Origin of the sequence: Pseudomonas sp. RC4D1 (assembly GCF_018390395.1) — a bacterium.
GTDB classification, from domain to species: domain Bacteria; phylum Pseudomonadota; class Gammaproteobacteria; order Pseudomonadales; family Pseudomonadaceae; genus Aquipseudomonas; species Aquipseudomonas danubii.
Window position 1 is genome coordinate 1581215 of the sequence record NZ_JAHBAW010000001.1, and the last position, 19623, is coordinate 1600837.

Here is a 19623-nt window from a genome sequence, read left to right on the forward strand (position 1 = left end):
CGAGCGGCTCATTCGGATCGCCTCCGATCCCGCATTCACTTCCTTTCAATCCACGCGGAAAGTCCGCAGGAGCATTCATGAATCCAGGCTTCAGCAGCCCGGCCTCGAAGCGAGGCATCCGGCGTTTTTTTCAGGCATTGATCGCTGGCTGCACTCTGTTGCTGGCAACCGCAGCCCATGCCGGGCCCTTTGTTCTGGCCTACATCGATGGCCAGGTCGAAGCGTCCTACAGCAACCTGCAAGCGTTCCACCGCCACCTTTCTGCTGTCGGTCTGGGCAGCATCTACGGGCTGACCGTCACCGGCCAGTTGCACCAGGAAGGGATGAACCCAACCAGCGAAAACATCATTCGCTTCGCCCAGTCCAAGGCCCTGCCGCTGTACCCCACGGTCTCCGACTACAACGAGGGCATTGCTGATTTCGACCCGGCCATTTCCCACTCCATCGTCAACGACAAGAGCTTGAGTGCCGGCAGCATCAAGCAACTGGTGAGGCTGGCCAAGGAGGGCGGTTTTGCCGGGATCAACCTGGACTTCGAACAGGTCGAGCCAAGGAACGCCAAGGCCTTTTCCGCCTATGTCAAAGCCCTGGGCAACGCCCTGCATGCCAGTGGCAAGAAACTGATCATCAGCGTCCCGCCCAAGTCCAGCGACCGCGAGCCCGAGTACCTGCAAGGCTACGACTACAAGGCCCTGGGCGCGGCGGTGGATTACTTCCAGGTCATGACCTACGACCAGGTCGGCCCCGGCTGGAGCAGTGGCGGTTTCCATGGCGAAGTCTGGCCCGGCCCCGTGTCCGGTGCCGACTGGCAGCAGGTGCTGCTCAGCTACGCCGTGTCGCAAGTCGCGCCGAGCAAGGTCCTGTCCGGGCTGCCGGCCTACGGTCAGGACTACAGCATTGGCAACCGAGTGCACTGGTCGGCTTATCAGGAAGTGATTGCCGAGCACCGCGCCGTCGCCCGCCGAGACGCCGCTTCCGCAACGCCTTACGCCACCTGGGGGCCGGTCAAGAGCTTCGCCGATGGCGTGGAATGGACCCCGGAGCGCGCGCAGCCGGTGCTCTGGTACGACGATGCCACGAGCATCAAGACCAAGACCGCACTGGTGACCAAGCTGGGCCTGGGTGGTACCAGTGTCTGGGCCATGGGCTATGAAAATGCCGAGTTCTGGACGGCGCTGCAGGCGGGGCTCAAGGAAGGTCGAGCACTGCTGCCTGTCGGGCAGGAGTGAGAGGCCGATTAGCGAGAAAACAGCGGCCGTAGAACCGCGTTTCCTGCGGCATCGCAGTCCTTGCCGGCGGGAGTTTATGCGTTGCGCGTAATGTCCTGGGAGTTGCCGGGAGCCTGCGCTTTAACCATACAGGTGCCGGATCAATGTCTATCGGCTCCTGTCGACTTGAAGGAACAGATCAATGACTTCGCAAAAACATCTTCAGTTCATGAACTTCCAGGCAACGGTTGTCGCGCCTACCTGCAGCATCGACGACGACCTGTGTACCGATGTCGAGCTTCTGCCATTGCGTGCTCGCGCCGTGGAGTGGGAGCGGTTTGTCGATCTGGGAGCGACATCGGCCTCGCAGATTGACCAGGGGAGCGTCCCGGCGGTCATGTTCGAAGTCTTGCTTGACCCGCAAAAGCGCCACGGCGCGAAGACGGTTCAAGTCTATTTCGATGGTATTACCCATGACGGCGTGACACTGGAGAACGAGCGCAGCGGAGCGAGCGCGGCGCGAAATGTCGGTGTGCAGATCCTGGACGCGTTCGGCAATGCCATGACCCTGGGGCAAGCCGCTGTGCACTACCCCGCGGATACCGACAGGTTGCAGTTCATGGCTCGACTGGTCGGAACTCAAGGGGCGGTCACGGCCGGACTCTACGCCGCGCTGTCCGAGTGCGTGATCGTTTATGCCTGAACCTGCGGTCCTGCGGGCATTCGCAGGACCCTGTCATCGGCCTGGGGTGGATGCTTCAGGCTACTTCTCTCCCACCCGCTGCGGCGGGTTTTTTGTGCCTTGGAGAAACCTATGGCAACTGCTTCCCGAGAGACCCTGATGCTCGATCGTGGCAGCCCGCAACGGACCTGGATCAGCCCCGGTCCCGGAGCCACTCGATGAAACTCAGTGCTGTTATCAACCAACTGCAAAGCCAGTGTCCCCGTCTCAGCGGGCGCATTCTGGCGGGCATCAACCTCGATACTCTGGGCGGTAACACCAGCCAACCCCTACCGGCTGCCTACTGGGCTCCGATCAACGACTTGGCTTCCGGCAACACCGCCCAGAACGTCCACCGCCAGACCATCCGCGACCGCTTCGAAGTCGCCTTGCTCCTCGACGCTAGCAACCCACAACAAGCCCTGGACCAACTCCACGACCTGCGCGCCGAAGTCTGGCGCGCCCTGGTCGGTTTCAAGCCCGGCGCCGAGTACAACCCGATCCAATACGACGGCGGTGAACTGGTGTCGTTCGACGCCACCCGCTTGCTCTACCGCCTGCGCTTCTTCGCCGAGTTCCAGCTGGGGCGCAATCTGCCCGGGCAGCCGGCGGAAACCTGGCATGAGCGTGAACTCGACGGCTTGCCGTCCTTGACCGGGGTCACGGTGCGGGTCGATGCCATCGATCCGGCGGACCCCAATTTGAAGAAACCGGGCCCCGACGGGCGCCTGGAGCTGACTTTTTCAGGAGAGCTGAAGCAATGAGCAAACGCATCACCGTGCTGCCGGTCGCTGGCCGCGCCGTACCGGACCCGGAAGCAGGCGATCTGCTGCCCGCCTCCGGCCGTGAAGTGCCGGACAACGCCTGGTGGCGCCGGCGTCTGGCCGATGGCGATATCACTAGCAAAGCCGTGAAAGCGGCGAAATCTCAAGGAGCCAAATAATGGCGATCGGTTTCAGCAATATCCCGGCGGACATCCGTGTTCCGCTGTTCTACGCCGAGATGGACAACTCGGCGGCCAATAGCGCGTCTTCGGCCATGCGCCGTCTGATCGTCGCCCAAGTCAATGACAACCAGACCGGAGATGACCTCGGCAAGCTGGTGCTGGTGTCCAGCGTGGCCCTGGCCAAGAGCATCGGCGGGCAAGGTTCGATGCTCGCCTCGATGTATGAAACCTGGCGCAAGACCGACCCGGTGGGCGAGATCTGGTGCCTGCCGCTGCACAGCACCGAAGGCAGCGTGGCCAAGGCCGAGTTGAAGCTCACCGGTAGCGCCAGCGCCGCCGGCCTGCTCAATCTGTACGTCGGCGGTGTGCGGGTGCAGGCCTCGATCGTCAGCGGCGCCACTGCCGCTCAGGCGGCCAGCGCCCTGGCGCTGAAGGTCAATGCGGCAGTGGATCTGCCGGTGACCGCAGCGGCGGTCGACGGCACGGTGACCCTGAGTGCCAAGTGGACCGGCGACAGCGGCAATGACATCAGCCTGCAACTCAATCGCCTGGGCAAGAGCAATGGTGAAGAAACCCCGGCAGGCCTGACCCTGGTGCTGGGCAAGATGGCCGGCGGCACCGGCGTGCCGGATCAGGTCGCGGCCCTGGCGGCCCTGGGCGATGAGCCGTTCGAGTTCATCTGCATGCCCTGGACCGACACCGCCAGCCTCAATGCGTGGCAAGCGGTGATGGACGACAACACCGGCCGCTGGTCCTGGGCCAAGCAGCTGTTCGGTCATGTCTACAGCGCCAAGCGCGGCACCGTCGGCACCCTGGTGGCGGCCGGTCAGGCGCGCAACGACCAGCACATCACCATCCAGGCCCTGGAAACCGGCGTGCCCCAACCCGTGTGGGTTCAGGCCGCAGCCCTGGCGGCGCGGACTTCGGTGTTCATCTCCGCTGACGCCAGCCGTCCGACCCAGAGCGGTAGCCTGCCGGGGATCGATCCGGCGCCGGCCAGCGAACGCTTTACCCTGACCGAGCGCCAGTCGCTGCTCAGCTACGGCATTGCTACTGCCTACTACGAAGGCGGCTACATGCGCATTCAGCGGGCGATCACCACCTACCAGAAGAACGCCTACGGCCAGGCCGACAACTCCTACCTGGACAGCGAAACCATGCACCAGTCGGCGTTCATCGTGCGCCGGCTGCAAAGCGTGATCACCAGCAAGTACGGGCGCCACAAGCTGGCCGCGGATGGCACCCGCTTCGGCGCCGGCCAGCCGATCGTCACCCCGAGCACCATTCGCGGTGAGCTGATCGCCCAGTACGCCAAGCTGGAGCTGGAAGGCCATGTGGAGAACGCCGAGCTGTTCGCCGAGCACCTGATCGTCGAGCGCGACGTGCAGGACCCGAGCCGGGTCAACGTGCTGTTCCCGCCGGACTACATCAACGGCCTGCGGGTGTTCGCGCTGCTCAACCAATTCCGTCTGCAGTACGACGCCGCGGCCTGAGCCGGACCTGCATCACTGCGCTTTTTCAGCCCGCCTTGAGCGGGCTTATTTTTTGGGAGAAACATCATGGGTCAACTGATTGCGGGCACCTGCTACGTCAAAGTGGACGGCGCTCAACTGACCATCAGCGGTGGCTGCGAAGCACCGCTGATGGCCGTCAAGCGGGAAACCGTGGTTCCGGGTTTCTACAAGGAAACCGACCTCACCCCGTCGTTCAAAGTCACCGCGCTGCACACCCCGGACTTTCCGCTCAAGCAGCTGATCGAAGGTGTCGACATGACCGTCACCTGCGAGTTCGCCAACGGCAAGGTCTACGTGCTGGCTGGCGCCTACCTGGTGGACGAGCCTATTGCCAAGGGCGACGACGCCAGCATCGAGCTGAACTTCGAAGGGCAGAAGGGGACCTGGCAATGAGCAACACCGTGAAGCTGCAGGTGCCCATCGAGGCCCACGGCGAGCCCCTGGCCGAACTCACCCTGCGCCGCCCGACGGTGCAGGAAGTGCGGGCGATCAAGGCGCTGCCGTACAAGATCGACAAGAGCGAAGAAGTCAGCCTCGACATGGACGTCGCGGCCAAATACATCGCGGTCTGCGCCGGCATTCCACCGTCTTCGGTGAACCAGCTGGACCTGGTGGACCTCAACGCCCTGAGCTGGGCGGTGGCGAGTTTTTTCATGAGTGCGGCATCGCAGCCATCGCCGACCTGATCGCTGTCGCCTATGACCTGGCCTGGTTCTGGAAGGTCGACCCCGAACAGATGATGGCCAGGCCACTGGATGTGCTCCGGGAATCCCTGGAGCACGCGCAACGGATCAATGCGATGCAGCAGGTGCAGTGATGGCAGACACACAAACCGTAGAGAAGAAGTCGGTGCTGTTGACCGGCATCGACGAACTGTCACCCAAACTCGTCGCCCTTCAAGGCAAGGTCGACTCTTTCAAGAAAAACCTTGAGCAGACCGGGCTGGGCAAGCTGGATATCAGCGGTCTGTTCAAGGGCGGCAGCTTGATCACCCCGTTTCTCGACGGGATCAAGGCCTGCGACGCGTTCAAGGGCAAGCTGGCCGAGGTTGGCGATTCCAGCGCGTCGACTGATGCAGCCAAAGGCATGAATGTATTCAGTCAGTCCATGGCCAAGGTGTCCTCGGCCATTGATGCTGCGCTGGCGCCGGCGGTGGGGGCACTGGTGGTCGGTCTGGAGCCCATGCTCAACAGCGTGGGGACGCTGCTCGACGACAACCCCAAGCTGGTTGAGGGGCTGGCGATGGGTGCCATTGCCTTTTCGGCGATGCAAACCGCCGTGACCGGTGCGACCCAGGTGCTCGACCTGATGGGCACCGTGGCCAAGGCCAACCCGGTGATGCTGATTGCTATGGGCATTGCCCTGGCGGCCGGTGTGATCATTGCCAACTGGGGGCCGATCTCGGCCTTTTTTGTCAGTCTCTGGGAGGGCGTAAAGAATCTTGCGGCGCAGGCGCTGGAAGGACTCAAGACCCTGTTCAGCTGGACGCCCTTGGGCATGCTGATCGGCAACTGGGGGACCATCACGGCGTTCTTTGCCGGGCTCTGGGACAGTATCAAGGCAATGACGGCTTCGGTCGTCGGCTTCCTCAAAGAGGTGTTTTCCTGGTCACCTCTGGGACTGATCATCGATAACTGGGCTGGGTTGACGGGCCTGTTCGCATCCATCTGGGAGTCGCTCAAGGCCTTGACGGTACCGGCGATGGCCTTTCTAAAAGGCCTGTTCGACTGGGTGCCGATGGACATGATCACCAAGAGCTGGGGCGCGGTCACCGGCTTCTTCGCGTCGATCTGGGGAGCGTTGCAAACGGGCATCCAGGCGATCAAAACGGTGTTCCAGACGCTGTTCGACTTTTCTCCGTCCGTGTTGCTTTACAACAACTGGGGGGCTGTCAGCAGCTTCTTCAGCTCGATCTGGGCGGCGCTGCAACCGGGTATCGATGCGATCAAGAAGGTCCTGCAAACGCTATTCGACTTCTCTCCGCTGGTGATTCTTTACAACAACTGGGGCGCGGTCACGGGCTTTTTTAGTTCGATCTGGGCCGAGTTGCAACCGGGTATCGACTCGATCAGGAAGGCCATTGAAGCCCTGTTCGACTGGTCGCCGATGGAGCTGATCATGACCAATTGGGCCCCCATCGCCGATTGGTTTTCCGGGCTGTGGAGCAAGCTTCAAGAGTTGATGGTGCCGATCAAGGAGCTGTTCGAGGGCGGTTTCGGAGGGCTGATTGCCACGGTCACCGGCAAGGTCGAAGGCTTTACCGAGGCGCAAAGGCAAATCAACGCCGAGGGTAAAGGCGGGCTGGCATCACCCTTTGCCGCAACCCAGGGCAGCTCGCTGACCCAGAACTCCAGTGCCCTGATCCAACAGAACGCTGCCAACAACCGCACGCAACTCGAAGGCGGACTGACCGTGCGTTTCGAAAACGCCCCGGCAGGCCTGCGTGCGGAACAGGCCAAGACCAATCAACCAGGCCTGAACGTGGCTTCGACCCTGGGCTATCGCTCACTTTCCCTAGGAGGTTCCAATGGCGGATAACTGGCGTGATCGTTTGTTGCCCGCATCCTTTCGCGGCGTGCCGTTCTGGGTCGATCAGGCGAAAACCCCGGTGGGGCAGAAAGGCCAGTTGCACGAGTACCCGCAGCGCGACCAGCCGTTTTTCGAGGGCCTTGGCCAGCAGGCGAAAATCCACGATCTGACGGCCTTTATCGTCGGCGCCGATTGTCTGGAGCAGCGCGACAAGCTGCTCAAGGCCCTGGAGGAGGGCAGCGGCGAGCTGGTGCACCCCTGGCTTGGGCGGATGCAGGTCAAGGTCGGCGAATGCGAGATGACCCAGAGCCGCCAGGACGGCGGTCTGGTGACTTTCAGCCTGAAGTTCTATCCGGACCAGCCGTTGCGCTTTCCCTCGGCGGTGGTCAATACCCAGCAGCAGGTGCTGGTGGCCAGCGATACCTTGCTGGGGTCGGCGGTGCTGCGGTTCGAGTTTGCCACCAACCTGATCAAGCAGGCACGGATCGGCGTGGCGTCTTTGCGCCAGGGGCTGGCGGACGTGTATCAGGTCATCGAGCACGAGTTCAAGCCGTTGATCGAGTTCTATGGCGATCTCAACACCCTGGTCAAAGCGGTCAAGGAAATACCCAAGGAGCTGAGCACGGAGTTCAAGGGGTTGCTGGACGATGTACGCGGGCTCAAGGGCTTTGCCCGTACCGGCTATCGGCAGATGCTCGCCGATATTTCCCAGCAGGTGGAGGCGGCCCGGCGCATCGATGCGCCGAAGCTGACCACCGGCAAGGACACCACGGCGGCGGCCGAGGCGGTGGCCAATCTGGTGCAGGATGCGCTGCTGGTGCAGATCGCCCGGCTGGTGTCGGCGCTGCCGGTAGCTACCCCGGTGGTGAAGCTCAAGAACACGCCGCCCCTGGCGCAGCAGGCCAGCCGGCCGGTGCAGCGCCTTGAAGTGCCGGTGGCCGACGATGTGCTGGCGCTGCGCGATCAGTTCAATGAGCTGATCTGGCAAGCCGCGCTCAAGGCCGACGCGGTGCATTACCAGGCGCTCAACACCCTGCGTCAGCAGGTGCAGGGGCACCTCAATGCGGTGGCGTCCTCGGGGGTGCGGCTGGTCAGCCTCAGCCCCAAAAGCAGCGTGCCGGCGCTGGTACTGGCCTATCAGCGGTTTGCCGATGCGACGCGGGTCGGCGAAGTGGTGCAGCGCAACCGGGTGGCTCATCCGGGCTTCCTGCCGCCGGCTGATCTGCAAATCGCTCGGGAGTGACCCATGGACGAATTGGCAAATATCGTCACCCTGACGGTGGACGGACTGGATTACAGCGGCTGGAAAAGCGTCGAAATCAGTGCGGACCTGGAGCGTCAGTTCCGTACCTTCAGCCTCAACATCACCTGGCAATGGCCGGGGCAGGATGCGCAGGTACGCATCCGTCCGGGCGCTCGCTGCCAGGTGCGCATCGGTTGCGATCTGGTGCTCACCGGGCATGTCTACAAGGCGCCGATCAGTTACGACGGCCAGCAGATCAGCCTGAGCATCCAGGGCAGTTCCTTGACCCAGGATCTGGTGGATTGCGCGGCCATCAACCGGCCGAGTCAGTGGCGTAAGCAGGACGTGCTGAGCATCGTCCGCGCCCTGGCCGGCTCCTATGGGGTCGGGGTGCGCAGCGAGATCGCTCCAACCAGCAAGCTGCACACCCACAGCATCGTGCCGGGGGAGACGGTGTTTGCCTCCATCGACCGTTTGCTGACCCTGTACCGAGTATTTTCCACCGACGACGCTGACGGTTACCTGCTGCTGGCGGCGCCGGGCAGTGGTGGGCGCGCCAGCGATGCCCTGGAGCTGGGCAAGAACATTCTCTCGGCCAATGCCGCCATGGATTTTTCCGCGGTGTTTTCCGAGTACCGGGTGATCGGCCAGCACAAGGGTAGCGACCAGAGCAGTGGGGCAGCAGTCAGCGAAGTATCCGGCCAGTCCAGCGATGCCAGTGCTTCACGCAAACGGGTGACGGTGATCAGCGAGGCGGCGCAACTGAGTGCGGAACTGGCTCAGCAGCGCGCTGACTGGGAGCGCGGCACCCGCACCGGCAAGGCCCTGACCACCACCTATCAGGTGCAGGGCTGGCGCCAGAGCAATGGCGACTTGTGGAGGCACAACACCCTGGTGCGAGTGATCGATCCGGTGCTGGGGTTTGATCAGGACATGCTGATCTCCAAGGTCACCTGGTCGCTGTCCGAGCAGGGCTCGATCACCACCCTGCAGGTGGCCCCGCCCCACACCTTCGACGCCAATCCGACACCCGGCAAAACCTGAAACCCGCGCCCATCCGTAGGAGCCGGCTTGCCGGCGAAGGCATCCGGCACGAAACCGCGCAATCCCTGTTCGCCGGCAAGCCGGCTCCTACCCTCCAAGGAACTCAGCATGAGCCTACTGACACGCCTGTTGGCGCGGGGCACCGTGGTGCTCGCCAACTCGGCCAACAAACTGCAATCGCTGCAAATGCGCCTCACCGCCGGCGAGGTCAACGACGACATGGAGCATTTCGAGCCTTACGGGTTCACCAGCAATCCCCTGGCCGGCGCCGAGGGCATTGCCACCTTCCTCGGTGGCGACCGTTCCCACGCGGTGGTGCTGGTGGTGGCGGACCGGCGCTACCGCTTGCAGGCCCTGGCCGCCGGCGAAGTGGCGATCTACACCGACGAGGGCGACAAGATCCACTTCAAGCGCGGTCGGGTCATCGACATCGACACCGCGACCTTGAATATCCGCGCCAGCAGCGGCGTCAACATCGACAGCCCGACCCTGAGCATGAGCGGCAAGATCGTCTCCCAGGGCGATCAGGTCGCCGCCGGTATCAGCCAGATCAACCACGTCCACAGCGGCGTGCAACCCGGCCCGGGGCAGACCGGCGCGCCGGTGGGAGGTTAAGCATGTTTGCCACCTATGACCTGAAGAACGCCCTGACCCGGGCCGTGGAAATCAGCCTGTTCACCTGGCGCCGTGCTGCTGATGACGACGCCCTGGACGATGACCAGCGCTACGGCTGGTGGGGCGATAGCTTTCCCACGGTGGCCGACGACCGCATCGGCTCGCGGCTGTGGCTGCTGCGGCGGGTCAAGCTTAGCCGGCAGACCCAGCTCGACGCCGAGTTCTATGCCCGTGAGGCCCTGCAATGGCTGATCGACGACGGTCATTGCAATGCCGTCGAGATCCTCAGTGAACGCCTCGATGCCCAGCGCCTGAACCTGCGCACGGTGCTGATCCTGGCCGACGGCGAGCGCCTGGACATCAACCCCATTCACAGTTGGCAGGTGACCTATGCCGTTTGAAACCCCTTCGCTGCCGGTGCTGATTCAGCGCACCCAAAGCGACCTGGCCAGCGATTCGCTGCGCCAGTCCGATGCCCAAGTGCTGGCCCGTACCTTGAGCGGTGCCGCCTTTGGCCTGTATGGCTACCTGGACTGGATCGCTGAGCAGATCCTCCCGGACAAGGCCGATGAGTCGACCCTGGAACGCATCGCCGCGCTGCGTCTGAACCAGCCGCGCAAGGCGGCTCAGGCGGCCCGTGGCAGCGTCAGCTTCAACGCCGCGGCCGGTGCCGTGCTGGATGTCGACACCCTGCTGCAGAGCAGCGACGGCCGTAGCTACAAGGTGACGGCCGCCCGCACCACCATCGCGGGGCTCAACAGCACCACGATCCAGGCGGTCGATGGCGGGACCCTGAGCAATGCCGATGCGGGCCTGGAATTGACCGCGGTGCAGCCGGTGCAAGGCATCGGCAACGCGTTCACCGTCCTGGCCCCGGGGCTGAGCGGTGGCGTGGCCCGGGAAAGCCTCGAATCCCTGCGCTCTCGGGTGATTCGCTCCTACCGGATCATTCCCCACGGCGGTTCGGCGGACGACTACGAAACCTGGGCCCTGGAATGCCCGGGGATCACCCGCGCCTGGTCCCGGCGCAATTACCTGGGGCCGGGCACTGTGGGCCTGTTCGTCATGCGTGACGATGACCCGCAGCCGATCCCCAACGCCGAGCAACTGGCGCAGGTTCAGGCGTATATCGAGCCGCTGCGCCCGGTGACCGCCGAGGTGCATGTACTGGCCCCGGTGATGCTGCCGGTGACCTACAGACTGCGCCTGACTCCCGACACCAGCGCGGTGCGCGCCGCCGTCGAGGACCAGCTGCGCGATCTGCACAGCCGCGAGGCCGGCCTGGGCCAGACCCTGTTGCTCAGCCATATCCGCGAAGCCATCAGCAGCGCCACCGGCGAGCAGGATCACCAACTGCTGGCGCCCTTGGCCGATGTTCCGGCGGCGAATAATCAGTTGCTGGTATTCGGAGGTTGCCAATGGCAGCAATAAGAAGCGCCACCCAGTACCAGGATCAGTTGCGCAGCCTGCTGCCCAGCGGCCCGGCCTGGGACCCGGAGCGGGTGCCGGAGCTTGAGCGAGTGTTGCAGGGCATCTCCCAGGAGCTGGCGCGCATCGACGCCCGGGCCGTGGACCTGCAAAACGAAATGGACCCGGCCAGCGTCAGCGAACTGGTGACCGATTGGGAAAAGGTCATGAACCTGCCCGATCCCTGCCTGGGCCTGACCCCGCTGTTCGAAGACCGACGCCTGGCCGTGCGCCGCCGCCTGCTGGCGGTGGGCAGCCAGCGCGCCGCCTACTTCGTCGAAATCGCCCGCAGCCAGGGCTACCCCAATGCCAGCGTCACCGAACTGAGCACTCCGCGCATGGGCCGCTCACGTTTTGGTCACGCGCATTTCGGCACCTGGCGGGCGAATTTCATGTGGACCCTCAATACCGGCGGCCGCCTGCAACTGGGCCGGCGCTTCGGCGCGAGCTATTGGGGCGAACGTTTTGGCATGAACCCGGGCAGCGCCCTGGAGTGCCTGATCCATCGCAGTGCACCGGCGCATACCCAGGTGTACATCAACTATGACTAGAGAAGACAAGAACAAGTGGATTATCCGAAAAGTGTTCCCAGCGTAGGGCTGGTGAACGGCAAGTTTGTCGACGAGAACCCGGTCACGGGGCAAGTCGGCTCACTGATTTCCTCGCAATGGGGAAACGCGGTTACCGACGAGTTGCTCAACGTGATTCGTGCGGGTGGCAAGGTGCCGGCCGAGGCCGAGCATGACCAGTTGCTGGCGGCGATCAAGGCGATCGTCCGTGATTCGATACCGCCAGAGAAGATTCGCACCACCTTGGCCGAGTACGGCATCACCGACGCCTACACCAAGTCGGTGACCTACACCAAGGCGGAGATCGAGGCACTGTTGAAGAACATGTCGGCCCTGCCGGTGGGGGCCATGGTGCCGTTTCCCAAGGGCACGGTGCCGGCGGGGTTCCTGGAGGTGGATGGCAGTGTGCAGAGCGCTGCGACTTATCCGGATCTGGCGGCTTATCTGGGGACTACGTTCAACACCGGGGGCGAGGGCGCGGGGAATTTCCGTCTGCCTGAGTCGCGGGGTGAGTTTTTGCGGGGTTGGGATCATGGGCGGGGGGTGGATGCGGGGCGCTCTCCTGGCAGTTGGCAGGCGGATGCGTTTCAGGGGCACTACCACGCTAGTGCTGCCGATACAGCTAGACCGTATTCGACTGGCGGAACTGTTGGTGACTACCTCGCCCGCTTCGGGACGGGGAATCCAACAACAAACGGAGTACGAGACGCAATCAATAACGGCGTCGATGGTACGCCGCGAACAGCTTCAGAGACTCGGCCACGCAACCTGGCAGTCATGTGGTGCATCAAAGCCTGGAACGCACCGAGCAATCAGGGAAACATCGATGTCGCTGCTCTAGCTGCCGAAGTTCAGAAGCTCAAAGCTCTATCGGGTAGCAGCTATCAGGGACTCTACGTTTCTGCTTCGGGAACCAATGCACTGATCTCGGTGAAGGCTCGCAGCCTGATTGTCGGTAAAGCTAGTGCGGCACAGGCATTGAATGCCGTGGACCTGAGTATCAACCTGCAAACCATAGGTCTGAACGGTCTCGATAGCGGTGTGCTTGCGGCTTCCAGTTGGTACAGCGCCTGGGTTGTATCCAATGGCACTCAAGTTGCCGGTATTGCTGCCTTGATGCCGGCAGTCCAGTGTTCGACCATCGTCGGTTCGGCAGTCGTAACCGGCATTGCCAGCACTTCTTCAATGCGTGTTGGAATGCCGTTCGGTGGAGCAAGCTTTCCGCCAGGAACTTTCATCAAGTCTGTTGACTCGTCGAGTCAGATCACGGCGAGCGTGCCTGCGCTCATCACCGCCGTAGATACAACGCTGAGGTTTGTGTTTGAACCGATTATTCCAGCAGGTTTCATTGCAACACGCGTGAGCGCATTTTTCACAGACACCACGGCAAACCGATACCCACTGTCATATGTACAGGCTGGTCGGAGCAGTCGTTACAAAGTTGCGTCAGGTTCGAACCTGGCATCACTTCCAATGATGGCGTCGGGGGCCATGGGGACTGCCACAGCTCTTGTTGCTGTCAGCATTTTTCAGTTTGTTCCGCCAACGGCCACAGGTATCTGCCTTCAACTACTTGGGGCAACCAACAGCAACTCTTCAGCTGCGCCAAACGCAAGTTACATCGGTGGTTACATTGGGCCCAATAGTCCACCGCTCAATAGCACCGGCTCTACTAATACGCAGCACAATACCCAGGGGCGGTTTGTGCTGGAGGAGCCAAGAGTTTACTACTGGGGAGCAGGCGCCGCAGGGCTGATGTGTTATGGCTGGGAGGACGATGTATGAGTTGGGCTGTACGAAATGATGGTGTTCAGGGGTGGCGTGCGATAGAGGGTGCTGATGAGCTTTTTCCGAATGAAGTTTATTCAGAATTTGAGCCCGTGCAGGTGATGCCTTCCCCACACAGTATTGAAGATCTTTCTGCTCTAGTGAAGGTGCGGCGAAGTGAATTGCTGACGTTTGCAGCACACAGAATGGGCCCGTTACAGGATGCAATGGATATCGGTTGCATTACAGACGTAGAAGCAAAGCAACTTTTATTGTGGAAAAACTATCGAATCAGTCTTAACAGAATTGAGGAGCAGGATTTCTTTTCGAGTGAATTTCAGTGGCCTCTATCTCCAGATGAAATTTTGACTCAATAAACGCCCCGCACCGCCGGGGCGTTTTCTTTTCCAGTTTTCTAACTATGTCCACGCCGAGCTGTGTCGGTGTGGATGAATGACAACGAGAGGACAGACGAGTGGATTATCCAAAGAGTGTGCCAAGTGTTGGGTTGGTTAATGGGAAGTTTGTCGACGAGAACCCGGTCACGGGGCAAGTCGGCTCACTGATTTCTTCCGACTGGGGAAATGCGGTGACCGATGAATTGCTCAACGTGATTCGTGCGGGTGGGAAGGAGCCGGCCGAGGCCGAGCATGACCAGTTGTTGGCGGCGATCAAGGCGATCGTGCGTGATTCGATTCCGCCGGAAAAGATACGCACGACCTTGGCCGAGTATGGGATCACCGATGCGTACACCAAGTCGGTGACCTACACCAAGGCCGAGATCGAAGCGTTGCTGAAGAACATGTCGGCCTTGCCGGTGGGGGCCATGGTGCCGTTTCCCAAGGGTACGGTGCCGCCGGGATTCCTGGAGGTGGATGGTAGTGTGCAGAGTGCTGCGACCTATCCGGATCTGGCGGCTTATCTGGGGACGACCTTCAACACCGGGGGCGAGGGCGCGGGTAACTTCCGTTTGCCGGAGTCGCGGGGAGAGTTCCTGCGGGGTTGGGATCATGGTCGGGGGGTGGATGCGGGAAGAGCGTTGGGCGCTAGCCAAACTGACGCACTGCAGAACATCACGGGGGAATCGTCAACGTTTCCAATAGGGAGCACCGCGCCGTTAAGCAGTTCGGGGGCTTTCAAAACGAATGCTCGATCTCTTGTACCTACTGGTATCGCTGGAGGAGGGGCTTGGAGTTCCGCATCCATTGATTTTGATGCAAGCCGAGTGGCCAGAACGGCTGCGGAAACCCGCCCTCGCAACCTGGCGGTTATGTGGTGCATCAAGGCCTGGAACGCTCCTATCAACCAAGGGAATATCGATGTCGCTGCGTTGGCTTCCTTAGCTGTTCAGGCGACAGAGATGAATCAGGGTACAGCGAGGGTTGCGACGTTAGCGCAGACGTTTACAGGGACAGACGACTCCGTGATCGTCACTCCGAATAAGCTGCGGTGGGGATTCTCAATCAGTCTTTCACCTAATGGATACATTGCTTTGCCAAGTTGGCTAGGAGGATTAATTCTCCAGTGGGGTGTGGTCTCTGCGACTGGAGGTACTGCCCCGTTCGGTACATTAAACTTTCCTATGGCATTTCCAGGCGTTACACGTGTAGTGCTGGGCGCACCTGGTGCCACTAATATCAATGTAGGCCTCAATACTTCTGGATCAGGCGGTATCCCTATTGTTGCGTTTGATTTAATAACACTCACGGGCGCGAGATGGAGACTTGATAGCAATAATGGAACTGCTATGAGTGCCGGAATTCCTATCCGTTGGATTGCAATTGGAAGTTGAGATCTGAGATGAAAAGACTTTATAGCAAGACAACACAGACGACATATCTCATGGGGATTCATGCTCGCATCCCAATGGATGCTATCCAGATATCAGAGGCGCTTTATCAATCTGTGATTGGAAATCCTTTGCCTGGTCAGATTCGCGTGCATGATGAACAAGGGCTGCCATTCTTAATTGATGCGCCTATAGTGGTCCAGGATTTTTCAAGCCAAGAGCGAGGGTGGCGCGATGAAAATCTGATGTCCGTCATATGGTTGCGTGAGCGGCACCGTGATCAATTGGAAGTTAAAGCGCCGACTAGTCTTGATAGTGAGCAGTTCAATACTCTGCTTGTGTATATCCAGGCTTTACGCGATTGGCCGCAATCTGCCAACTTTCCCAATAGTCGATATCGCCCTGTTGCACCATCGTGGATAACTGAACAGACCCAATAAACGCCCCGCACCGCCGGGGCGTTTTCTTATCCATTTACAAACACCGACCATGCCAATCACCGAACAACAACTGCAACAAATCATGCCTAACGCCCGCCGCCAAGCGGGCGTTTTTGTTTCTCCACTCAACACCGCCATGGCTCATCGGCAGATCGATACGCCGAAGCGCCAGGCGGCCTTTCTCGCCCAGATCGGTCACGAATCCGGGCAACTGCAATACGTGCGCGAGCTGGGCAGTGATCAATACCTGAGCAAGTACGACACCGGCACGCTCGCGGCACGCCTGGGCAACACCCCAGAAGCCGACGGCGACGGCCAGCGGTATCGCGGGCGTGGGCTGATCCAGATCACCGGGCGCAGCAACTATCGCCAGTGCAGCCTCGGGCTGTTTGGCGATGAGCGCCTGCTGGAGTTGCCACAGCTGCTGGAGCAGCCGCAATGGGCCGCCGAGTCGGCGGCTTGGTTCTGGGAGCGCGGCGGGCTTAATGCTCTGGCTGATCGCGATGAGTTCAACAGCATCACCCGCCGTATCAATGGCGGTTTGAACGGCTTGCAGGATCGCCTGCAACTCTGGGCCAGGGCGCGGGCGGTGCTGTGCCTGCCCGTGGTCTGAGGTCATGGGGAGGTGGGCACCTTCTGTAGCCGCTGCCGTAGGCTGCGATTGGACCTGGAGGGAAGGTCCTGCGGACCTTTTCGCAGCCTGCGGCAGCGGCTACAGGGATTTTTGCAGGCCACCTGATGCATTTCACATCGGTCAAGGGAGGGCGTGATGAATATCCGCAGTTGGCTGGCTCTCGCCGTCGTAGCTGGGTTGCTCTATGCCCTTGGCTTCGTCAGCGGTGCCGGCAGCGAACGCAGTAAGCAGCAGCGCCTGGACGAGGCTCGACTGCAGCAATCCTTCGAACAAGGCCAGGCCCTGGGCACGGTCAAGGAGAAGGTGGTGGTCGAGTACGTCGATCGCGTCGTCAAGGTCTATCAGGCGGGCGCCACTATCACCAAGGAGGTTCCTATCTATGTTTCGAAAGCGGCTGATAACGCCTGCGTTGTACCTGCTGGTTTTGTCCGGGTGCACGACGCCGGCGCCGCCAACCTGCCCATGGCCGCAGGCCCCGGCGTCGCTGATGACGCCGCCTCGGGCCTTGCACTCTCTACCGTCGCCGCCAGCGTCGTCGACAACTACAGCCAATGCCACGCAAACGCCGAACAACTGAAAGCGTTGCAGCAGTGGGTGCGGGAGTCTCAGGCGTTGCTGCAAGGTGCCCCGGCGATGCGCTGAGGGCCTTGAGGCGTGTATGAAAATGGATCGCTGCCGCGGTTTGTGTAGGCGCGTGGAGTGACTGAAATCAAATGGACTTGCAGATGTTAAAAGAATGCAGATGCGGCAACTGCAAACGACTGCTCGCCCGTGTGGGCGAGTTTACCGAGCTCCAGATCAAATGTTCCCGCTGCGGAACCTTGAATCATGTGAAGGCCTCGAGCCTTGGGCAATCGCCTTTGAGCGACATGAAAACGGCACTCTCAGTGACCGACCATTCCACTCAAAGGTGAAAAATATGAACGCAGTAACCATGGGCAAGCACTTTATTACCGTATTCCCAAAAGGGATTGTGGAGATCGTTTCGGCAGCTCAAAACACCGGTGGCCTGATCATCCAGACGGGGTTGATCAAGACCTCGACCGGTGTTGTCGACCTGTATGTGGGACCGACCGGCTCTTCCATCTCCAATTCGGCCGTCATCTTCTCTGGCAACGGCTCTAGCATTTCCGGCAGCGACTCCGAGATTGTCATGCCGTACCCGATCCGTATTCCCGCAGGCCAGGCATTGTGGGCATACGCATCCACTCCGGGTGGCGCGATAGCTTTGACTTGGGACTTGCTGGCCTGACCTGTCTGCGCAGAGAAGTTAGATCAACAGGCGTCGGTGCTTTTGCTCATTTCGGCAGGCTTTGGTCGCTGGACTAGCCGCGTCAGCTTGGTGGCTGGCGCTGTTCCTGGCGCAATGATGGACTGTTCGCGCCAGATCCTCTGAAGCCTTGTTCCAGAGCCGTTGGTTTTCCTGACAGCTTGTCACTTGCAAGCCTTCTTTCCTGGTGTACGGTAAGCACACGCCAGCCCCATCAGGAGAGAACTGTGAAAGAAATTACCCAGCTTGCCGCTGAACTCGGCCGGCGTCTGCAGGTTCTGAATGCCCACGTCACCACGGCGGAGTCCTGCACTGGCGGCGGGATTGCCGAGGCGATCACGCGGATCCCGGGCAGTTCGGCCTGGTTTGAGGCCGGTTATGTCACCTATTCCAACCGCCAGAAGACCCTTCAATTGAATGTGCCGGCCGATTTGTTCAATTCGGTTGGTGCGGTCAGTCGTGAAGTGGTAGAGGCCATGGTCCGTGGGTCACAGGCCAAGAGTCATGCGCATTTTGCGGTGGCGGTCAGTGGCATCGCTGGGCCGGATGGCGGTTCTGCGCAGAAGCCGGTGGGTACGGTTTGGCTAGCCTGGGGCGCGGGAGAGACGTTGACCTCCGAGTGCCGACACTTCCCCGGGAATCGCGATGAGGTTCGCCGACAAACGGTGAAGGCCGCGCTAGAGGGGTTGCTGCAACACGCTGCAGCAGAAATCGCAAATCAGGGGTAGGCGATCCTCGAGCGCTGTGGAATAATACTGGCTACTTATACAGGTGTTGGCCGTCAGGCCTTATTGATTACGTGAGGACTTTAATGGACGACAACAAGAAGAAAGCCTTGGCTGCGGCCCTGGGTCAGATCGAACGTCAATTCGGCAAGGGTGCCGTAATGCGTATGGGCGATCACGACCGTCAGGCGATCCCGGCCATTTCCACTGGCTCTCTGGGTCTGGACATTGCTCTGGGCATTGGCGGTCTGCCAAAAGGCCGTATCGTTGAAATCTACGGCCCTGAGTCGTCCGGTAAGACCACTCTGACCCTGTCGGTCATTGCCCAGGCGCAGAAAGCTGGTGCCACTTGTGCCTTCGTCGACGCCGAGCACGCGCTGGATCCGGAATACGCCGGCAAGCTGGGTGTCAATGTCGACGACCTGCTGGTTTCTCAGCCGGATACCGGCGAGCAGGCCCTGGAAATCACCGACATGCTGGTGCGCTCCAACGCGGTTGACGTGATCATCGTCGACTCCGTGGCGGCCCTGGTGCCCAAGGCTGAAATCGAAGGCGAGATGGGTGACATGCACGTGGGCCTGCAAGCCCGCTTGATGTCCCAGGCGCTGCGTAAAATCACCGGTAACATCAAGAATGCCAACTGCCTGGTGATCTTCATCAACCAGATCCGCATGAAGATCGGCGTGATGTTCGGCAGCCCGGAAACCACCACCGGTGGTAACGCGCTGAAGTTCTACGCTTCGGTTCGTCTGGATATCCGTCGTACCGGTGCGGTGAAGGAAGGCGACGAGGTGGTCGGTAGCGAAACCCGAGTCAAGATCGTCAAGAACAAGGTGGCTCCGCCGTTCCGTCAGGCCGAGTTCCAGATTCTTTACGGCAAGGGTATCTACCTCAACGGCGAAATCATCGATCTGGGCGTGCTGCATGGTTTCCTGGAGAAATCCGGTGCCTGGTACAGCTACCAGGGCAACAAGATTGGTCAGGGCAAGGCCAACTCGGCCAAGTTCCTGCAGGACAACCCGGAAATCGGCAACGCGCTGGAGAAGCAGATCCGCGAGAAGCTGCTGACCGCTTCGCCAGACGTCAAAGCCAATCCGGTCAAAGAGACCGAAGACGATATGGCCGACGCTGATATCTGATTG

At 60.9% G+C, this 19623-nt stretch carries 24 protein-coding genes; all 24 read left to right on the forward strand.

Features of this window, described 5'->3' with window-relative positions; all coding sequences use genetic code 11:
- The first annotated feature begins 77 nt into the window (after positions 1 to 77).
- The 24 genes from KHO49_RS07155 (at position 78) to recA (ending at position 19620) form a co-directional block, all read left to right on the forward strand.
- On the forward strand, positions 78 to 1229 hold the full coding sequence (locus tag KHO49_RS07155) for a glycosyl hydrolase family 18 protein (RefSeq protein WP_213664814.1): 1152 nt from the start codon (positions 78 to 80) through the stop codon (positions 1227 to 1229).
- 181 nt (positions 1230 to 1410) lie between these two features.
- The gene (locus tag KHO49_RS07160; protein ID WP_213664815.1) at positions 1411 to 1911 is read left to right on the forward strand and encodes a fimbrial protein; all 501 of its coding nucleotides are present in this window, start codon (positions 1411 to 1413) and stop codon (positions 1909 to 1911) included.
- A gap of 197 nt (positions 1912 to 2108) precedes the next feature.
- A complete protein-coding gene (locus tag KHO49_RS07165) occupies positions 2109 to 2693 on the forward strand; it encodes a phage tail terminator protein (RefSeq protein WP_213664816.1) in 585 nt (194 codons plus the stop codon).
- Entirely contained in the window at positions 2690 to 2872 is a 183-nt protein-coding gene (locus KHO49_RS07170; protein ID WP_047302105.1) for a DUF2635 domain-containing protein, read from the forward strand. Before KHO49_RS07165 ends, KHO49_RS07170 begins: the two co-directional genes overlap by 4 nt.
- Positions 2872 to 4368 carry a phage tail sheath subtilisin-like domain-containing protein gene (locus tag KHO49_RS07175; RefSeq protein ID WP_102878580.1) on the forward strand — a complete coding sequence of 499 codons (1497 nt, stop codon included), beginning with the start codon at positions 2872 to 2874 and terminating at the stop codon, positions 4366 to 4368. The genes KHO49_RS07170 and KHO49_RS07175 overlap by 1 nt, the downstream gene beginning before the upstream one ends.
- Positions 4369 to 4434: 66 nt before the next feature.
- The gene (locus tag KHO49_RS07180; protein ID WP_011059564.1) at positions 4435 to 4782 is read left to right on the forward strand and encodes a phage tail tube protein; all 348 of its coding nucleotides are present in this window, start codon (positions 4435 to 4437) and stop codon (positions 4780 to 4782) included.
- The gene (locus KHO49_RS07185) at positions 4779 to 5075 is read left to right on the forward strand and encodes a phage tail assembly protein (RefSeq protein WP_102861412.1); all 297 of its coding nucleotides are present in this window, start codon (positions 4779 to 4781) and stop codon (positions 5073 to 5075) included. The genes KHO49_RS07180 and KHO49_RS07185 overlap by 4 nt, the downstream gene beginning before the upstream one ends.
- 130 nt (positions 5076 to 5205) lie before the next feature.
- The gene (locus tag KHO49_RS07190; protein WP_213664817.1) at positions 5206 to 6927 is read left to right on the forward strand and encodes a phage tail family protein; all 1722 of its coding nucleotides are present in this window, start codon (positions 5206 to 5208) and stop codon (positions 6925 to 6927) included.
- On the forward strand, positions 6917 to 8161 hold the full coding sequence (locus KHO49_RS07195; protein ID WP_102878583.1) for a DNA circularization protein: 1245 nt from the start codon (positions 6917 to 6919) through the stop codon (positions 8159 to 8161). Before KHO49_RS07190 ends, KHO49_RS07195 begins: the two co-directional genes overlap by 11 nt.
- A 3-nt stretch (positions 8162 to 8164) precedes the next feature.
- A complete protein-coding gene (locus tag KHO49_RS07200; protein WP_102878584.1) occupies positions 8165 to 9205 on the forward strand; it encodes a phage baseplate assembly protein in 1041 nt (346 codons plus the stop codon).
- Positions 9206 to 9313: 108 nt separating this feature from the next.
- Complete coding sequence (locus KHO49_RS07205; protein WP_170001060.1) at positions 9314 to 9820, forward strand: phage baseplate assembly protein V; 507 nt, start codon at positions 9314 to 9316, stop codon at positions 9818 to 9820.
- 2 nt (positions 9821 to 9822) lie between these two features.
- Entirely contained in the window at positions 9823 to 10221 is a 399-nt protein-coding gene (locus KHO49_RS07210) for a phage GP46 family protein (RefSeq protein ID WP_213664818.1), read from the forward strand.
- A complete protein-coding gene (locus KHO49_RS07215; protein WP_213664819.1) occupies positions 10211 to 11251 on the forward strand; it encodes a baseplate J/gp47 family protein in 1041 nt (346 codons plus the stop codon). The genes KHO49_RS07210 and KHO49_RS07215 overlap by 11 nt, the downstream gene beginning before the upstream one ends.
- The gene (locus KHO49_RS07220; RefSeq protein ID WP_110596503.1) at positions 11239 to 11838 is read left to right on the forward strand and encodes a YmfQ family protein; all 600 of its coding nucleotides are present in this window, start codon (positions 11239 to 11241) and stop codon (positions 11836 to 11838) included. Before KHO49_RS07215 ends, KHO49_RS07220 begins: the two co-directional genes overlap by 13 nt.
- Positions 11839 to 11853: 15 nt before the next feature.
- Positions 11854 to 13641, forward strand: a complete 1788-nt coding sequence (locus KHO49_RS07225) for a phage tail protein (protein WP_349628956.1) — start codon at positions 11854 to 11856, stop codon at positions 13639 to 13641.
- A complete protein-coding gene (locus KHO49_RS07230; protein ID WP_110653778.1) occupies positions 13638 to 14000 on the forward strand; it encodes a tail fiber assembly protein in 363 nt (120 codons plus the stop codon). Before KHO49_RS07225 ends, KHO49_RS07230 begins: the two co-directional genes overlap by 4 nt.
- A gap of 98 nt (positions 14001 to 14098) precedes the next feature.
- Positions 14099 to 15415 (forward strand): phage tail protein, encoded by a 1317-nt coding sequence (locus KHO49_RS31355; RefSeq protein WP_306394517.1) that lies wholly within the window; start codon positions 14099 to 14101, stop codon positions 15413 to 15415.
- An 8-nt stretch (positions 15416 to 15423) separates the two neighbouring features.
- On the forward strand, positions 15424 to 15852 hold the full coding sequence (locus KHO49_RS07240) for a phage tail assembly chaperone (RefSeq protein WP_249735481.1): 429 nt from the start codon (positions 15424 to 15426) through the stop codon (positions 15850 to 15852).
- Positions 15853 to 15901: 49 nt separating this feature from the next.
- Positions 15902 to 16465, forward strand: coding sequence for a glycoside hydrolase family 19 protein (locus KHO49_RS07245; protein WP_102878589.1), 564 nt, complete (start codon positions 15902 to 15904; stop codon positions 16463 to 16465).
- 156 nt (positions 16466 to 16621) lie between these two features.
- Positions 16622 to 17128, forward strand: coding sequence for a hypothetical protein (locus KHO49_RS07250; RefSeq protein ID WP_102878590.1), 507 nt, complete (start codon positions 16622 to 16624; stop codon positions 17126 to 17128).
- Positions 17129 to 17205: 77 nt separating this feature from the next.
- Entirely contained in the window at positions 17206 to 17400 is a 195-nt protein-coding gene (locus tag KHO49_RS07255; protein ID WP_181433922.1) for a Com family DNA-binding transcriptional regulator, read from the forward strand.
- A 5-nt stretch (positions 17401 to 17405) separates the two neighbouring features.
- Positions 17406 to 17738, forward strand: a complete 333-nt coding sequence (locus KHO49_RS07260; protein WP_102861423.1) for a hypothetical protein — start codon at positions 17406 to 17408, stop codon at positions 17736 to 17738.
- 245 nt (positions 17739 to 17983) lie between these two features.
- On the forward strand, positions 17984 to 18484 hold the full coding sequence (locus KHO49_RS07265) for a CinA family protein (protein WP_110594973.1): 501 nt from the start codon (positions 17984 to 17986) through the stop codon (positions 18482 to 18484).
- A gap of 83 nt (positions 18485 to 18567) precedes the next feature.
- A complete protein-coding gene (recA, locus tag KHO49_RS07270; RefSeq protein WP_011059579.1) occupies positions 18568 to 19620 on the forward strand; it encodes a recombinase RecA in 1053 nt (350 codons plus the stop codon).
- Positions 19621 to 19623 lie beyond the last annotated feature (3 nt).

What these genes read in the sequence shown, in the direction of transcription:
- KHO49_RS07155 (WP_213664814.1), top strand. Translation starts at nt 78, where the DNA reads ATGAATCCAGGCTTCAGCAGCCCGGCCTCGAAGCGAGGCATCCGGCGT.
- KHO49_RS07160 (WP_213664815.1), top strand. Translation starts at nt 1,411, where the DNA reads ATGACTTCGCAAAAACATCTTCAGTTCATGAACTTCCAGGCAACGGTT.
- KHO49_RS07165 (WP_213664816.1), top strand. Translation starts at nt 2,109, where the DNA reads ATGAAACTCAGTGCTGTTATCAACCAACTGCAAAGCCAGTGTCCCCGT.
- KHO49_RS07170 (WP_047302105.1), top strand. Translation starts at nt 2,690, where the DNA reads ATGAGCAAACGCATCACCGTGCTGCCGGTCGCTGGCCGCGCCGTACCG.
- KHO49_RS07175 (WP_102878580.1), top strand. Translation starts at nt 2,872, where the DNA reads ATGGCGATCGGTTTCAGCAATATCCCGGCGGACATCCGTGTTCCGCTG.
- KHO49_RS07180 (WP_011059564.1), top strand. Translation starts at nt 4,435, where the DNA reads ATGGGTCAACTGATTGCGGGCACCTGCTACGTCAAAGTGGACGGCGCT.
- KHO49_RS07185 (WP_102861412.1), top strand. Translation starts at nt 4,779, where the DNA reads ATGAGCAACACCGTGAAGCTGCAGGTGCCCATCGAGGCCCACGGCGAG.
- KHO49_RS07190 (WP_213664817.1), top strand. Translation starts at nt 5,206, where the DNA reads ATGGCAGACACACAAACCGTAGAGAAGAAGTCGGTGCTGTTGACCGGC.
- KHO49_RS07195 (WP_102878583.1), top strand. Translation starts at nt 6,917, where the DNA reads ATGGCGGATAACTGGCGTGATCGTTTGTTGCCCGCATCCTTTCGCGGC.
- KHO49_RS07200 (WP_102878584.1), top strand. Translation starts at nt 8,165, where the DNA reads ATGGACGAATTGGCAAATATCGTCACCCTGACGGTGGACGGACTGGAT.
- KHO49_RS07205 (WP_170001060.1), top strand. Translation starts at nt 9,314, where the DNA reads ATGAGCCTACTGACACGCCTGTTGGCGCGGGGCACCGTGGTGCTCGCC.
- KHO49_RS07210 (WP_213664818.1), top strand. Translation starts at nt 9,823, where the DNA reads ATGTTTGCCACCTATGACCTGAAGAACGCCCTGACCCGGGCCGTGGAA.
- KHO49_RS07215 (WP_213664819.1), top strand. Translation starts at nt 10,211, where the DNA reads ATGCCGTTTGAAACCCCTTCGCTGCCGGTGCTGATTCAGCGCACCCAA.
- KHO49_RS07220 (WP_110596503.1), top strand. Translation starts at nt 11,239, where the DNA reads ATGGCAGCAATAAGAAGCGCCACCCAGTACCAGGATCAGTTGCGCAGC.
- KHO49_RS07230 (WP_110653778.1), top strand. Translation starts at nt 13,638, where the DNA reads ATGAGTTGGGCTGTACGAAATGATGGTGTTCAGGGGTGGCGTGCGATA.
- KHO49_RS07240 (WP_249735481.1), top strand. Translation starts at nt 15,424, where the DNA reads ATGAAAAGACTTTATAGCAAGACAACACAGACGACATATCTCATGGGG.
- KHO49_RS07245 (WP_102878589.1), top strand. Translation starts at nt 15,902, where the DNA reads ATGCCAATCACCGAACAACAACTGCAACAAATCATGCCTAACGCCCGC.
- KHO49_RS07250 (WP_102878590.1), top strand. Translation starts at nt 16,622, where the DNA reads ATGAATATCCGCAGTTGGCTGGCTCTCGCCGTCGTAGCTGGGTTGCTC.
- KHO49_RS07260 (WP_102861423.1), top strand. Translation starts at nt 17,406, where the DNA reads ATGAACGCAGTAACCATGGGCAAGCACTTTATTACCGTATTCCCAAAA.
- recA (WP_011059579.1), top strand. Translation starts at nt 18,568, where the DNA reads ATGGACGACAACAAGAAGAAAGCCTTGGCTGCGGCCCTGGGTCAGATC.